This is a genomic window from Pseudomonas sp. OF001, assembly GCF_904426495.1.
Taxonomy (GTDB): domain Bacteria; phylum Pseudomonadota; class Gammaproteobacteria; order Pseudomonadales; family Pseudomonadaceae; genus Geopseudomonas.
Genome location: NZ_CAJGBM010000012.1, coordinates 46,873 through 60,753 on the forward strand (window position 1 = coordinate 46,873; position 13,881 = coordinate 60,753).

Sequence of the window (13,881 nt, forward strand, 5' to 3'; positions counted from 1 at the left end):
GCGCATGAACCACTTTCCCCAGATCGCCAGCCGGGTGCTCAACACGCCCCTGTTGCTGGAGCCCGGCTATGCCCGCGTGTTCTTCAGCGCGCTGGCCAGCCGGCTGAACATCGTCGAGCTGGCCGACGCGAGCGGGCAGATCGACATCACCCAGAAGCCGCGCATCGACGGCCGCACTCTGACCCGGACCCGGCTGAACGCCTGGGGCGAAACCGAGGTGCTGTACCACATCACCGACGGCGCCGCGCAGCTGGACGTGAAAGGCTCGCTGGTCCACAAGCACGGCTACCTCAAGCCCTACAGCGGGATGAGCGGCTACGACGGCATCGTCGGCCGCATGGCGATGATGCTCGCCGACCCGGACGTCAAGGGCGTGCTGATGGACATGCATACCCCCGGCGGTGAGGTGGCCGGCTGCTTCGACACCGTCGACCAGTTGCGGCGCATGGCCGCCGATGCCGGTAAGCCGCTCTGGTCGCTGGCCTACGACATGCACTGCAGCGCCGGCATGGCCCTGGCCAGCGCCGCCGACCGCCGGCTGATCACCCAGACCGGCGTCGCCGGCTCGGTCGGCGTGGTCATGGCCCACGCCAGCTACCAGGAGCGCCTGAAGGAGGAGGGCATCAAGGTCACCCTGATCCACTCCGGCGCCCACAAGGTCGAGGGCAACCCCTACGAGGACCTGCCGGACGAAGTCCTGCAGCGTTTCCAGCGCGACACCGCCGCGCTCCGCCAGCAGTTCGCCGAGCTGGTCGCCCGCCACACCGGGCTGACCGTCGAGGCGGTACTGGCCACCGAGGCCGCCTGCTACCGCGGCCAGGAGGCCGTCGACATCGGTTTCGCGCACCAACTGGTCAACGGCCACGAGGCGCTCGCCGAATTCTCCGAGTACCTGGCCACCCACGGCCGCACCATCACCACAGGAGCACGCATGAGCACCGCCAACCCCGCGGCACCCGCCGCCACCGGAGCCGAGCAGCAGCCGGCCGCCAACCAGCCCGCCGCGCCGGCGGCCGATGCCCAGAGCGCCGCGACCGCCGCCGGCGCCGAGCGCGCCCGCGTCAAGGGCATCCTCGGCCACGCCGAGGCCAAGGGCCGTGCCGGTCTGGCCGAGCACCTGGCCTACGACACAGACATGAGCGTCGAACAGGCCGCCGCGCTGCTGGCCGCCGCGCCGCGCGAGCAGGATGCCCGGCTCGACGCCGACACCGCCCTCGACCGCCTGATGGCCAGCGAGGAGCAGCCCAACGTCGACGCCGCCGCCGGCGCCGGCGCCGACAAGCCCAACAAGGCCCAGGCCATCGCCAACGCCTGGTCCAAAGCCACCGGAGCGAAACTGCAATGAGCACCGTCAGCCAACCCACCGACAACTGGGTGACCGGGTCCGACTCCTGCCAGACCACCCAGGGCACCATCGCCAGCGGCCAGAACCTCGCCGCCCACGCGCCGCTCGGCCAGGTCACCGCCACCGGCAAGTTCGTCCTCTGGGATCCGGACGCCACCGACGGCTCGCAGGTCGCCACCCGCCTGACCCCGCAGGCCATCGACGCCAGCGCCGCCGACCGCACCACCCAGCTGATCAAGGCCGGCACCTTCAACCCCGAACTGGTGGCCTGGCCGGACGGCACCACCGCGGCGCAGAAGCTCGTCGCCTTCGTCGGCACCCCGATCAGCCTGCAGCCGCCGGTCTGACCCCACCCCAACCCCCAAGGGCCGCACGAGCGGCCCTTTTCGTTCCAGGAGAAAGCCCATGGCTGCCGGTTACGACACCACCACCCTGCTGGGCGTGAAACGCATCCAGCCGCGCTTCACCCCGCTGTTCGTGCAGATGTTCTTCCCCACCGTGGCCACCTTCGCCAGCGAAGAGGTCGCCTTCGACAAGATCAAGAAGGGCATCCGCCTGGCGCCCTTCGTCGCGCCGATGGTCTCCGGCCGCGCCCGCCGCGAGCGCGGCGGCACCCTGACCACCTTCAAGCCGGCCTACCTCAAGCCGACCGACGTGGTGCGCCCCAACCGCCTGCTCAAGCGCCTGCCCGGCGAAGCGCTCAACGGCGAGCTGAGCCCGGCCGAGCGCCACGACGCGGTGATCGCCGACATCCTCCTCGATCACGAGAACGAGATCGTCGCCCGCGAGGAGTGGATGGCGGTGCAGGCTGTGGTCACCGGCAAGGTGGTCGTCGAGGGCGAGGACTACGAGACGCAGGAGGTCGACTACGGCCGCAGCGCCGCCAACCAGATCGCCCTGGCCGGCGCCGCCAAGTGGGATGCGGTCGACGCGGACACCTACGACCCGACCGACGACATCGAGGACTGGGCCGCGAACGCCAACGGCTCCACCGGCGTGCTGCTGATGGACAAGAAGGCCTGGCGCCTGTTCAGCCGCTTCAAGGCGGTGCGCGACAAGCTGGAAACCCGCCGCGGCAGCACCTCGCAGCTCGAACTCGGCCCGCAGCTCGAACGCGACGTGATGCGCAAGGGCTACTTCGGCGAGTACGAGATCCTCGTCTATACCGGCAAGTACGAGGACGCCGCCGGCGCCAAACTCAACTACATGCCGGACCACACCCTGATCATCGCCCCGGCGCGCGCCGACAACGTGATGGCCTACGGCGGCATCCAGGACGCCAAGGCCAACGCCGACGGCATCGTCGAAACCACCCGCTACCCGTCCAACTGGTTCACCGACAACCCCAGCGTCGAGTGGCTGCAGACCCAGTCGGCGCCGGTGCCGGCGCTGTTCGATGCCGACGAGTTCGTCGTCGTCACCGTCGACTGATAGCGCGAGGAGAAGAGCATGGCCAAGCACTACAACCTGAACGCGACCCTGCAGACGCGCGACAAGAGCGGCAAACCCGTCATCTTCACCCCGGCCGACAACCCGCAGCCGCTGCCCGACGCCCTGGCCCGCGAGGCCGTGGCGCGCGGGCTGGCTACCGAAGTCGCGGCGGCGCCCAGCCCGCGCAAGTCGGCAGCACCGGCTTCGGCGCCGGAACCGGAGGATGCTTCGGGCGCGGATGAAGGCGCCGACGACGATCCGGACGCCTGACCCGTGGCCAGCCAGTTCGACGCCCTGATGCAGCAGGCCGACGACGTGCTGTTCCGCACCTTCGGCGAGGCCGGCGGCTGCACCTACACCGCACCGGGCGGCGCCGCCGCGCCGGTGGCGGTCGAGGTGATCGTCAACCGCAACGCCCAGGTGGCCGGCGCCGACGGCCTGTTCTACACCGTCCAGTTCCTCGCCGAGCTGCGCCTGCACCAGATCAGCCCCAAGCGCGACGGCCTGCTGTCCCTGCCGGACGGCCGGTACCGTCTGGAGAAACCCGTGGACAGCGACGGCCTGGTCGAGCGCTGGTCCCTGCTGCCGGTGAGGTGAGCCATGGCTGGCTACGACAGCGTGCGCGTCGAGTTCCGCGGCGCCGAGCAGGCGCTCGCCGACCTCAAGGCCACCCCCGAGCGGATCCGCCGTGCGGTGCAGCTGGCCCTCAACACCGTGGGCCGGCGCACCCGCACCCGCAGCTGGCGGGCGATCCGCGACGAGATCAACCTCAAGCCGAGCTACATCCGCAACGAGGTGAACTTCATCCCGGCCACCCCCGACGAGCTGCGCGTGATCCTCTACGCGCGCAAGCAGGGCGTCACCCTCAGCCAGTTCCCCCACAAGCAACTGTGGCGGCGCGGCAAGGGCGGCAAGCGCGTGAAGGCCGGGGTGCGGGTCAACGTCGGCCACAACTGGACCGAACTGGTCGAGGGCGCCTTCATCGCACCCATCGGTGGCCCGGGCGGACTGATCGTCGAGCGCCACGGCAAGCCGCGGCTGCCCATCGACGTGCTGCGCGGCCCGTCGCCATCGCAGGTACTCGGCACCCTGTTGCAGGACATCGGCGACGCCGCCGAGCGCGACCTCGAGCAGGAAACCCGTCGTCAGCTCAACAGGATCGACCTATGACCAACCCCATAGCCCAGGCCCACCAGGCGCTGGTGGCGCGCCTCGCGCGCATCACCCGGGCCAACGGCTTCCTGACCGACGCTGGCACCCGCATCAAGGAGGGCTGGCTCAGCGAGCTGCTCGCCGAGGAGGATGTCGAGTTCCCCTTCATCGCCCTGCAGCCCGGCGAATACCCGCCGCCGAAGGCCGGCCCCGGCTGCGTCTCGGCCAACATCGGCCGGCGCATCGTCGGCGCCGTGCAGCCGGACGGGCCGGACAGCTACCGCGCAGAACTGGACGAGCTGTACATCGACCTGATCGGCGCCCTGCAGGTGCCGGAGGGCCTGCCCAATCCCTGGGGCCGACCCGGACCCTACGGCGTCACCCTCGGCGCCTCCCAGCTGTTCCCGCCGGGCGAGGGCATCGCCGCCGGCACCATCCTCATCCCCGTGCAACTGCACGTCATCATCCCCGGAGCATGACCATGTCCACCGCGAAAGCGCCGGCGCCGGTCGAGGTCACCCTCGCCAGGCCCCACACCCACAACGGCCGCGCCCACCAGCCCGGCGACAAGATCGAGGTCACCGCCGACCAGAAGGTCTGGCTGGAAAAGCGCGGCGTGATCGGCCACACCCACCAGAAGCAGGAGGCGAGCAATGGCTGACGTACGCGGAGCATTTCTCGGCCTGGGCGAGCAGTTCGTCGAGGACCTCGACGATCCGAAGGGCCTGATCAGGATCGGCAACTGCAACTCGCTGAGCTACGAGGCCGACGTCGAGGAGATCGAAGAGCCCGACTTCACCACCCCCGGCGGCGGCCTGGACAGCAGCGTGCAGCGCATCCGCTCGCTGACCCTCAGCTACAACGCCCGCCACTTCACCAAGGCCAACATGGCCCGCGCCCTGTACGGCTCGGCCGCCGACGTGGCCGCCGGCACCGTGACCGGCGAAAGCCACATCGCCCACCAGGGCGCGCTGATCCTGCTGGCCAATCCGGGCGCGAGCAACGTGGTGATGAAGAACGAAGCCGGCACCACGACCTATGCCGAAGGCACCGACTACACCCTCAACCATGCCGGCTTCCCGGTCATCAAGGAGGGCGGCGGCATCGCCGACGGCACGACCATCCAGGTCGACTACAGCTACGCCAAGCACGCCACCATCCAGGCGCTGGTCGCCTCCGGCAAACGCTACCGCCACGTCTTCGTCGGCCTCAACGAAGCACGCAGCGGCAAGCCGGTGGTGATCGAGGTGTTCATCGTCAAGCACAACCCGGCGAGCCTCAGCTTCATCGGCAACGAATACCAGGGCATGGAATTCACCGCCAAGGTCCAGAAGGACCCGAGCAAGGTCGGCGTGGGCCTGTCGCAGTACATGGTGATCAAGGACGTGGAGTAGGGCACATGGCCGAACCCGACTACGAAGCCCTGGGCCGCTACGTCCACCTGTGCGAGCAGGTGAAGCGCAAGACCGCCGAGCGCGCCCACCTGCTGGAGCGCGCCGCCACCGTGCTCCAGCACGCCGCCAGGCCGGCGCAGCCACACGAGCGCGGCTGCGCCCGCAAGTGCAATTTTGAGGCGATGGAGAAGCTGCTTGGTGAGGCGAAGGCGGCCGATGCCGAGCTGCTGGCTCTCGTCGAGGAGGCCAACGCCCTGGCGCCGCTGGCCGACAGGCCGGAGCTGGGGTTGGCCTGACGCGAGCGCTATGACCCGATAGCCCGCCTTGGCGGGCTTTTTCATGCCCGGAGCACCCCATGACCCCCTACACCAACAGCCGCGAGCTTTCGCTCGACGGCGCGCCCGTGATCGTCCGCGAGATGACCGTCCTGCAGGTGCGCGAGTGGCTGGCCTCGGCCACCGCCGAGCGGCCGCTCGACCTGGTCGGCGACGGCCTGTTCCCGGCCTGTGCGCTGGCCGACCTGCCGCGCATGACCGACCTCACCCCGGAGCGCATCGACAGCCTGCGGCCCTCGCAGCTCGAGCAGGTGATCGCCGCGTGCAAGGAGCTGAACCCGCATTTTTTCGCGATGACGGAGCGCCTCAGCCGGGCTCTCCAGTGCAGGGCCTGAAGGATCTGGACGGCTGCGTCTGCGCGCTGATCCGCCTCGGGCATGCCAATGCCCTGTACTACCCCTGGTCGTTTTTCCTGGCCGCGATGAAGGCCGCGGGAGGCAAGCGTGTCTGATGTCGAGCTGAAGATCTCCGCCAACCTGGACGACGCCCTCAAGGGCGTTTCCGGTTTCCGCCAGGCCTACTTCGAGATGGTGCGCGAGGTCGAGCGCCCGCTGCGCAAGGTCGGCACCCTGCGCGAGCTGCAGGAGGACGCCAAGAAGACCGCCGCCGAGTTCTTCGCCACCCGGAAGCGCATCGACGAGCTGAAGGTGGCCATCGCCGCCGCCGGGCAGTCGGCGCCGGTGTTCGAGCGCGAACTGGCCAAGGCCGAGCGTACCTCGGCGCTGCTGCGCGCCCAGCTCGACAAGCAGAACGGCAAGCTCAAGGAGCATCGCGCCGAGCTGCGCGCCGCTGGCGTCGACACCCGCAACCTGGCCGGCGAGCAGCAGCGCCTGCAGGCCGAGCTGGCCAAGCGGCTGGGGGCGGGCAGCGGCGACGCCGGCATGCAGGCTGCCCTGCGCAACCTGGGCGTCGAGCAGTTCCGCAGCACCCGCACCGGCATCGCCGAACTGCAGCAGCAGTTCCAGCTGCTGAAGGCCTCCGGCACCGCCAGCAGCACCGAGATCGCCCTGGCGCAGCAGACCCTGCGCGAGCGCATTGCCGAGGCCTCCCGCCAGACCAATCGCCTGAAGGGCGCCACGGACGACTGGCGTAACAGCCTCGCCATGACCCGCGAAGAGATCGTCGCCGGCGTCGCGGCCTTCGGCGGCTTCGCCCTGGTGGCCGGCAACGCGTTCGGCAAGTTCGCCGACTACGAGCAGCAGATCGCCGCCATCGACACCATAACCGAGCTGACCGATAAGCAGCTCAAGGGCATGTCGGAGTCGGTCAAGCAGCTCAGCCTGGAGATGGGCGTCAACGCCACCACCAGTGCCAAGGCGCTCTACGACATCCTCGGCAGCGGCGCCACCAGCGAGAACGCCATGGACATCCTGGCGCTGTCGACCAAGGCCGCCATCGCCGGCATGACCGACACCCAGACCGCGGCCAAGGTCGGCATGAGCATGCTCAATGCCTACGGCGAGAACTCCGACCGCCTGGGGCAGCGCTTCGACCAGCTGTTCATGACGGTCAAGGACGGAGTGATCAGCTTCGAGCAACTGGCCGAGGGGCTCGGCTCCGTCATGCCGGCGGCGGCCGCCGCCAAGGTGCCCATCGAGGAGGTGCTGTCCTCGCTGTCGCGCCTGACCGTGCAGGGTATCCAGGCGCCGCAGGCCATCACGGCGCTGACCGGCGCAATCAACCAACTGGCTGCCCCGTCGGATGGCGCAGCCAAGGCCATGGACGAGCTGGGCATCAAGTGGAACGGCCTGGCCGGCACCCTGCAGCAGATCGCCGCCAAGAAGCTCGGCTTCGAGGCCATGGCCGAGATCGTGCCCGACTCGGAAGGGCGCATGGCCGTTCTCGCCCTGACCAAGGACATCCAGGGCCTGCAGGAGGCAATCGCCGGCATGCAGCAGTCCGCCGGTGCGACCCAGGATGCCTACGCCACCATGGCGGATACGCCGAAGGCCCAGATCGAGCGCTTCAAGGCCGCCGTGGACGAACTGCAGAAGGCCTTCGGCGCCGCCGTCGCTGCCGGCCTGCCGGTGGTCAACCTGCTGACCGGGCTGCTCAACGCCTTCAATGCGCTGCCCGAGCCGGCGAAAACCGCGCTGGCGAGCATCGTGCTGCTGGGCGCTGGGGCCAAGGCCACCGGGATGGCCATCGCCGTCATCCGCGGGCCGCTGGCGGTGCTGGTCAAGCAGCTGACTACCGTCCCGGCCGCCGGCAACGCGGCCGGCGCCGCGGTGGACGCGCTGACGGGCCGCATGAACGGTCTCGGCCGGGCGCTGAAGACGCTCGGCTCGCTCGGCGGCCTGCTGCGCCTGAGCGGCTACGGGATCATCGCCTCGCAGCTGATGGAGCTCTACAGCATCCATCAGGAAGTGCAGGAGTTGACCAGGTCCCAGGAGGAGCACGCCAAGGGCCTGCAGGAACTGATCGACCGCAACGGCCAGTACAAGGACACCCTGATCCTCACCGGCGAGCAGGTCAAACAGCAGACCGAAACGGAGCGCAAGGGTTACGTCCAGCGCCTGCAGGCGGCGGCCAGCTATTACCAGGCGCTGGGGGAGCAGCTCAGCCGGGCCGACACCTCGGACAAGGTAAATCCCGAAGCGTTGGCGGCCTACCGACAGGGCGCAGCCTATCGCAAGGCGCTCAAGGAACTGGCGGATGAGAACCGGCAGCGAGAGGAGGGCGAGGCGGCTCATTCCGGCCGCATCAAGGCCATCAAGGAAGCGGAACTGGAGGGCATCAAGAAGCAGCTTGCCGCCCAGCTCACCGCCTACGAGCAGGCCAACGATGGCGTCGAGAAAGCCCGCAAGCGGCGCGAGGAGATCGAAAGCGAGTTCGCCAAGCTGTCGCGCGATCTGGGTGGCAACGGCCGCAACGACTGGGGGGGCCTGCAGGATGCCAGGCTTGCCGCCCGACAGGCCCTGATGGCGGGCAACACTGCCGAGGCCATCGAGCAGGCCCGCCGCGCCGGCGAGATCCTGCGCGAAATGCAGCGTGCCGGTGAGAGCACCTACGGCTTCCAGGGCATCGCGCAGGAGCTGGGCAAGATCGCCAGCGAGGCCGCCCGCCTCGACGAGGCCGATGCCCAGGCCAAGGCGGACGCCATCAAGGCGAAGATCGAGGGGCTGTTGCAGTACGCCGACGCACTCAAGCGGATCGACGTTGGCTTCGAGGCGAATGCGGAGTCGGAGGCTCAGCTCAAGCAGCGCGTGCTGCAGTTGGCCCAGGACCTGTCGAAGTACATGGTGATCCGTCCGACCATCGCACCGCCCGAGGCCGACAAGAACCTCAAGGCGGCGGATGACCTGCTCAGTGCCGCGAGCACCCCGGGCTTCGCCTCTGGCGGCTACACCGGCCCCGGCGGCAAGTGGCAGCCAGCCGGCGTCGTCCACGCCGGCGAGCACGTCCAGCCGCAGGAAGTGGTGCGTGAGCCGGGCGCCCTGGCGTTCCTCGAGCGCATCCGCCGCAACGGCTACCAGGCCACCATGCAGCAGCTGTCGCGCACCCTGCGCGGCTATGCCAGCGGCGGCCCGGTTGTCCCGGTTTCCCGAGCGCTGCCGAGCATCCCGAGCCTTAGTCCGGAGCTGGCAGCCGCGGCAGTCGGCCCGAGCTTCCCGGATCTCGGGCGTGTCGAGTTCGTGAGCGGCGGCGACAGCGTCACTCTGTACGGCGATCAGCAGGCTGCTCTCGACCTGCGCCGCCTGGCGATGAAGAAGGGCCGCACGCAGCGATAAAATCACGTTACATACCAGTATGTATTCGGTATGTATTCGGTACGAAATGAGCCGGAGCATCCCATGACCCACCCTCGAATCACCCTCGGCGGCGTGCCGATCGTGCTGCATGCCGGTGCGCCGACCGAGAGCATCGAGCCCATCGGCGGCGGGACCGTCCTGCGCATGAGCGACGGCGCCGCGCTCCGCCAGCAGCACTGGGAGCGGCTGGCCGGCAGCATCAGCGCCGAGGGCTGGATGCCGCCGGGGCTGTCCGGCCTCGACTACAGCGGCCCGCTTGAACTGCGCTCGACGCAGGTGCTCAACCTGGTCGGCCCGGGCCTGGTGTTCGAGCTGCCCGGCACGCCGCGGCCGGACCTTGCACCCTGGGGGCACGCCCTAGTCGGTGACCAGTGGGTGCGCACCGCCTGCACCTACGCCGGCGGCGTGGCCACCCTGACCGCCGTCGCCGGCGCCACGCTGTACCAGGCCTGCTGGATGCCGGTGCTGTCGGTGTTCGCCAACCGCCCGGCGCAGAGCCAGGGCGGTGGCGGTCACGGCTGGTCGATCAGCTGGGAGGAGGCGTGATGCTCAACGGCTCAACGCTCAACGGCAGCGCCCTCAACGGCTCCAGCGCCCGCCGTGCGCCGGCCGAGGCGGTGCGCGGCCAGGCCTACACCTGGCGGCTGCGCCTGCTGGTCGGCGGCGATGACCTGACAGCCCAGCTCACCGGCAGCGTCGACGTCGACCGGGAGGAGGGCGCCGCCGGCGTCGCGGGGTTCGCCCTCTACCTGCCGCCCGGCGAGCCGGTGGTGCCGACCGACTGGGTCGGGCGCAGCGTGTCCATCGACTACATCAGCCGCAACCGCGCCGGCATCGTCACCGAGTCGCGGCGCTACACCGGCCGGCTCGAACTGCCGGCCTGGGACCCCATCAACCGCCTGCTGCGCTGCGAATGCAGCGACGGGCTGCAGCAGCGCGTCGAGGGCATGAACGTCATGGCCATCGATGCGCTGGTCGGCGGCGCCTGGTCGGCCGACCTGTTCGAGCCGGCCGACGGCCGCTCGCGCTGGGACTACGCCCTGGAGCGGCTGGAGAGCCGGCCGGCCAGCCTCGACTGCTCGCCGGCCGGCGCGCTGCGGGTGACCAGCTGGTACGCGCAGCCCGTGCCGCACTTCATCTTCGGCGCAGGCACCGTGATCGACGGCAGCCTGCAGATCGAACTGCAGCCGCTCGGCTCGATGACCAACTGCGTCGAGATCGAGGTCGGCTACCGCTATCCACGGCTGTGGCAGTACAGCCAGTCGTGGAGCTGGGAGCATCCCGAGTACGGCTCGACCGGAATCCCAGGGTTCTGCCAGTGGCGGACCTGGGCGACCGAGCTGCCGACCACCGACATGATCGAGAGTGCGGTCAGCGGCGCCGGCATGCAGCTGGTCGGCGGCATCGACGGCTACCGGCTGCCGCCAACCATGGCCAACCCGTGCGGCGACGGCAATCCGTGGATCAACCAGTTCGACAACCTGTGGCTGGCGGTCAACGTGATGGGTGCGCGCCGCTGGGTGCAGACGGTCACCGAGCAGTACACCCTGACCGTTACCGCCCCGGGAGGCGAGGCCGAGGCGACGCGGATCATCGCCCGTGACTCGGCCAGCATCGAGATCGATAGCCAGCGCGCGGACGACTGGCCTGACAGCACTCCCGGCGGCAGCCCGGGCGCGCAGGATCTGTCCGACGAGGGACGCCGGCAGGCCGCGCTGAGCTGCCTGCTGCAGGGCGCGGCCACGACGTTGATCGCCGCGCACCGCGGCACCACCGTCAGCTGGCAGACGCCGACCGACCTCGCCCTGGGCGTGGACCTGACCCACACCCTGCGGCTCGATGACAGCGTGCGCGCCCGCGGCAAGTGCCGGCGCATCGTGGATGCCTTCGATTTCGCTGCCGGGACGGCGATCACCACCCTGAGCGTTGCCGTGATGCGCGGCGGCGGCGTCTCCGACCCGCTGGCCGTGCCGGATGCGCCTGCGACGGGCCTTGCGCCACTGTCGCCGGGAGACAGCGTGTTGCCCACGCAGCTCGGCGGACGCCTCAACCACCCGATCACGGGCGAGCCGATCCCGCCCTACGACGAGGAGCTGGCCGGGTTCAGCGGCAACTGGGACGCAAACGACGACCCGGTGGCCGATGAGATCCCGCGCGAGTTCGTGCTCGACGCTGTCGAGATCCCCGCCGAGTACACCGACGAGCGCATCGGCGAGACGGCTGCGGCCTATGCCGTGGGCATCCCCAACGACCTGCTGGAGCTGTGACATGAGCAACCAAGAGGATCGCCGCCGGGCTATCGGGCGGCGGCTGACGGACGAGCGCCGCGCCATCGGCCAGCGCCTGGTCGACGAGCGCAGGGCCATCGGCCAGGCGATGATCGATCGGCGCACCGGCCAGTCGCAGGCCGACGAGATCAACGCGCTGATCCGCGAACCCCGGAAGCGTCCCGGCCTGCGCGCCCTGGAGCCGCGTGGGGCCATCGCTGCGCAGCGCGGGCGCGGAATCTACGACCCCGTGGCGGCCGGCCACTCGGGCGGCGGCGGAATCGCCAGCCCGCTGACGGAGGCCAGCGCTGCCGCCCGTGAGTACTGGCCTGCTGGTCTGGCCAGCAGCGATGGTCTGTTCGTGCTCCCGGCGATCAAGACGCTCAGCCTGACCGACGCCAACGGCGCAGCGGTCATCGTCGAGCTCGCCAACCCGGCGGGCGGCGCATGAGCGCGCCGGTCTGGGGCTGCCCCTGGCACGGCCGCGTCGAGCGCGACCCGGACGGCAGTTATTGGCTGGTCAAGGCCGCCTCGCGCATCCCGCTGGCAGGAAAGCTGAGCAACGCCGCGGCATACCAGTTGTCCAGCATTGGTGTTGTCGCCGGGGTCGGGCGGCCGGGAACTCATCTTGTCCGGCGTCCCGGCCACGTCATGCCGCCCAGGACGGCGGAGCAACTGGCCATGGATCAACTGCATGGGCACGAATGGCTGCCGGCCGCGATGCTCTCCGGCACCGATCATTACCTGCATGGCACCCAGCTGGGCCGTAATCGCTGGATCTACAGCAATGCCGATGGCGCCTGGCTTGTTTCGGCTGTCGTCGTCAGCCTGCCGGTGATCGGAGGAGGAGAGGCGCTACCGATCACGCTCGAGCTGTCGGCCGTGCGGTTCGGCATCGTCGGCAGTGCCGGCCAGCAGGAACAGATCGGCACGGTAACGGCTGCCAGCGGCCTGGACACCAGCCACGGCGCAGGCTGGTTTCCGGCCAGCGGATTACGGCTGCAGTCGATCCGCTCCGATGGGGCGGAGGTCATCCTCGAGGTTGGGCGCGAGGAGCAGGAGCCATCGTTCGTGATGCGCTCGGGGGCGTGCTACTACCGGTTATCGCTCGGCCGGTCTCAGGACGGGGCATGGACCAGCTCGATCACACTCCTTGTCGCGGCATCCGATGTCTATTCGGAGTCGATTTCCGGTGGCGACTCAGGGGCAGCGTCGATGGCAGTGGCCATGGTCATCGACCAGGCGCCAGACGAGCAGAACCCTGAGCGCCCGTGGATCGTGCATGGCGAGGTGCTCCGCGATGGACAGCAGCCATCCGGAGATCTGTGGGCGCCGCTCGACTGGCACTCATTCGACTTCTTCGACGGCGTCATCGAGCAGCAGCGCACATCGCATTGCGGGTACGTGTTCGACGAGACAGATGTGTTGCGCGCCGTGCAGTGCCGGCTGCGGATCGTCCACCAGTGCGCAGTGCCGCTGCCCGAGGTCCAGGTCAGCGGCACGCTCACGGTGACGACCGGATACCCGGCTGTCTGGGACGATGGGATCGCCATCGTCGCGAGCAGTTCGGCGACCATCGAGTCGCAGATCGTCGCCGAGGTCCTGGTCGACGGCGCGGTGGTGTCGGCCGTGTCTGCACTGCTGGCGTCGAGCCGAACCGAGGCACAGTCGCACGGCGCCACCGGCGCGCCATACAGCCGTACCGAGAACGATGCGACGTCGATTCAGATGCCTGGTGAGCCGTTCGAGCTGAGCCACACCTACGCCGGATCCCCGGCGCTCGGGTGGTGGCAGATCGGCAACCTGCCGAACCTGAACGGGCTGAGGCTGTGGGGCCTGGCAGCGAATGGCACGCCAGCGCCGTGGCCGGGCTTGGCACGCGATGTCCGGTGTCTCGCGCTGCTGCCGTTCGGCATCCATGGCGCAGCCACGGTCGGCGCGCTGCGCCTGTCGAACAACGTCTGGGCACCGGCCATCGTCTGGGGGCAGCGTGGCTCCAACGGCACCTGGAAAAAGATCAGCCCTGGGGGGCTGGTCAATGTCACTGGGCTCCCCCCGGCAGTAGTCGGCGCGCCTGTTGGCCCGCACGGCGCCGGCCCTGGTGGCGGGGCCTACGCCGCGAGTACCTGGAATCCAGAACCCATCGAGTACGACTACCTGCACGCCGACCTCGTCGTTGGCGGCGGTGTTTTCTGAGGGCAGGAC

The 13,881-nt window shown here is 69.6% G+C and carries 17 protein-coding genes; all 17 read left to right on the forward strand.

The window, feature by feature from the left end; translation table 11 throughout:
* The first annotated feature begins 4 nt into the window (after positions 1-4).
* The 17 genes from RA210_RS08425 to RA210_RS08500 all read left to right on the forward strand — a co-directional run bounded on the left by RA210_RS08425 (position 5) and on the right by RA210_RS08500 (position 13,872).
* Positions 5-1,345 carry a S49 family peptidase gene (locus tag RA210_RS08425; protein ID WP_201486090.1) on the forward strand — a complete coding sequence of 447 codons (1,341 nt, stop codon included), beginning with the start codon at positions 5-7 and terminating at the stop codon, positions 1,343-1,345.
* A complete protein-coding gene (locus RA210_RS08430; protein ID WP_201486091.1) occupies positions 1,342-1,692 on the forward strand; it encodes a head decoration protein in 351 nt (116 codons plus the stop codon). Before RA210_RS08425 ends, RA210_RS08430 begins: the two co-directional genes overlap by 4 nt.
* 58 nt (positions 1,693-1,750) lie before the next feature.
* A complete protein-coding gene (locus RA210_RS08435; RefSeq protein ID WP_201486092.1) occupies positions 1,751-2,776 on the forward strand; it encodes a major capsid protein in 1,026 nt (341 codons plus the stop codon).
* Positions 2,777-2,794: 18 nt separating this feature from the next.
* Positions 2,795-3,046 (forward strand): hypothetical protein, encoded by a 252-nt coding sequence (locus RA210_RS08440; protein ID WP_201486093.1) that lies wholly within the window; start codon positions 2,795-2,797, stop codon positions 3,044-3,046.
* Between the two features lie 3 nt (positions 3,047-3,049).
* Positions 3,050-3,373, forward strand: a complete 324-nt coding sequence (locus RA210_RS08445) for a head-tail joining protein (protein ID WP_201486094.1) — start codon at positions 3,050-3,052, stop codon at positions 3,371-3,373.
* A 3-nt stretch (positions 3,374-3,376) separates the two neighbouring features.
* Positions 3,377-3,946: a phage tail protein gene (locus tag RA210_RS08450; RefSeq protein ID WP_201486095.1), complete on the forward strand. Its 570-nt coding sequence runs from the start codon at positions 3,377-3,379 to the stop codon at positions 3,944-3,946.
* Positions 3,943-4,407, forward strand: a complete 465-nt coding sequence (locus tag RA210_RS08455) for a hypothetical protein (RefSeq protein ID WP_201486096.1) — start codon at positions 3,943-3,945, stop codon at positions 4,405-4,407. The genes RA210_RS08450 and RA210_RS08455 overlap by 4 nt, the downstream gene beginning before the upstream one ends.
* Positions 4,408-4,409: 2 nt before the next feature.
* Positions 4,410-4,589, forward strand: a complete 180-nt coding sequence (locus RA210_RS08460; protein WP_201486097.1) for a DUF7210 family protein — start codon at positions 4,410-4,412, stop codon at positions 4,587-4,589.
* Complete coding sequence (locus RA210_RS08465; RefSeq protein ID WP_201486098.1) at positions 4,582-5,322, forward strand: hypothetical protein; 741 nt, start codon at positions 4,582-4,584, stop codon at positions 5,320-5,322. The genes RA210_RS08460 and RA210_RS08465 overlap by 8 nt, the downstream gene beginning before the upstream one ends.
* Positions 5,323-5,327: 5 nt before the next feature.
* Positions 5,328-5,618 (forward strand): hypothetical protein, encoded by a 291-nt coding sequence (locus tag RA210_RS08470; RefSeq protein WP_201486099.1) that lies wholly within the window; start codon positions 5,328-5,330, stop codon positions 5,616-5,618.
* A gap of 59 nt (positions 5,619-5,677) precedes the next feature.
* Complete coding sequence (locus RA210_RS08475) at positions 5,678-5,992, forward strand: hypothetical protein (protein ID WP_201486100.1); 315 nt, start codon at positions 5,678-5,680, stop codon at positions 5,990-5,992.
* Complete coding sequence (locus tag RA210_RS21985) at positions 5,980-6,108, forward strand: hypothetical protein (RefSeq protein ID WP_268932777.1); 129 nt, start codon at positions 5,980-5,982, stop codon at positions 6,106-6,108. Before RA210_RS08475 ends, RA210_RS21985 begins: the two co-directional genes overlap by 13 nt.
* Positions 6,101-9,388: a phage tail tape measure protein gene (locus RA210_RS08480; protein ID WP_201486101.1), complete on the forward strand. Its 3,288-nt coding sequence runs from the start codon at positions 6,101-6,103 to the stop codon at positions 9,386-9,388. Before RA210_RS21985 ends, RA210_RS08480 begins: the two co-directional genes overlap by 8 nt.
* Positions 9,389-9,451: 63 nt before the next feature.
* Positions 9,452-9,955 (forward strand): hypothetical protein, encoded by a 504-nt coding sequence (locus RA210_RS08485; protein ID WP_201486102.1) that lies wholly within the window; start codon positions 9,452-9,454, stop codon positions 9,953-9,955.
* Positions 9,955-11,676, forward strand: a complete 1,722-nt coding sequence (locus RA210_RS08490) for a hypothetical protein (protein WP_201486103.1) — start codon at positions 9,955-9,957, stop codon at positions 11,674-11,676. Before RA210_RS08485 ends, RA210_RS08490 begins: the two co-directional genes overlap by 1 nt.
* A 1-nt stretch (position 11,677) precedes the next feature.
* Positions 11,678-12,127: a hypothetical protein gene (locus RA210_RS08495; RefSeq protein ID WP_201486104.1), complete on the forward strand. Its 450-nt coding sequence runs from the start codon at positions 11,678-11,680 to the stop codon at positions 12,125-12,127.
* A complete protein-coding gene (locus RA210_RS08500; protein ID WP_201486105.1) occupies positions 12,124-13,872 on the forward strand; it encodes a hypothetical protein in 1,749 nt (582 codons plus the stop codon). The genes RA210_RS08495 and RA210_RS08500 overlap by 4 nt, the downstream gene beginning before the upstream one ends.
* Positions 13,873-13,881: the final 9 nt, after the last annotated feature.